This window comes from Brachyspira catarrhinii (genome assembly GCF_005518285.1).
Taxonomy (GTDB): Bacteria; Spirochaetota; Brachyspiria; order Brachyspirales; family Brachyspiraceae; genus Brachyspira; species Brachyspira catarrhinii.
Map to the genome: position 1 here is coordinate 1 of NZ_SJDU01000714.1, position 601 is coordinate 601.

Sequence of the window (601 nt, forward strand, 5' to 3'; positions counted from 1 at the left end):
AAATTATATTAATTATTTTTGAGGTACTATGAATAGGATTAGAGATGAAACTTAAAAAATAAACAATGTTTTTTAATATAATTCTTTATATAAAGTCAATAGATATAATGATAAAATAAAAGGAGTTTTTATATGATACAAGATAAAATAAAAAAATTATATGAATTAAGCAAAAATTTTAAAATATGCGATTGGGAAATAAAAGAAAATACTGATAATTTAAATGACAGTCAAATTAATCAAGCAAATTCTATATTAGAAAAACATCATTTATTTATTCTAGTATCTAATAAAATATATGATGTGTATAGTTTTTGTTTTTTTATTATGTCTCAATTATCAGAACGTTTAATAGCTCACGCGTGGAGTGATAGTGAAAAACAACACTATAACTTATGTTATGACATACTAAAAGAAGCTAATTTTATTGATTAGGAGGTAAAGTAGTGTTAATTACGTTGATTTCATATGTATTTTATATGTTATGATTATGGCTTATGTAAAAAATGATATAATAAATAATATGAATAATACTTATAGTATGAATAGGATTAGAGATGAAACAATTATTTAACTAAAAAGCAAATAAGAAAAATTAAGA

Annotated in this window: 1 protein-coding gene; it reads left to right on the forward strand. The window is 20.1% G+C overall.

Features of this window, described 5'->3' with window-relative positions; genetic code table 11:
- Positions 1-132 precede the first annotated feature (132 nt).
- Positions 133-435, forward strand: coding sequence for a hypothetical protein (locus tag EZH24_RS13155; protein ID WP_137999459.1), 303 nt, complete (start codon positions 133-135; stop codon positions 433-435).
- Positions 436-601 lie beyond the last annotated feature (166 nt).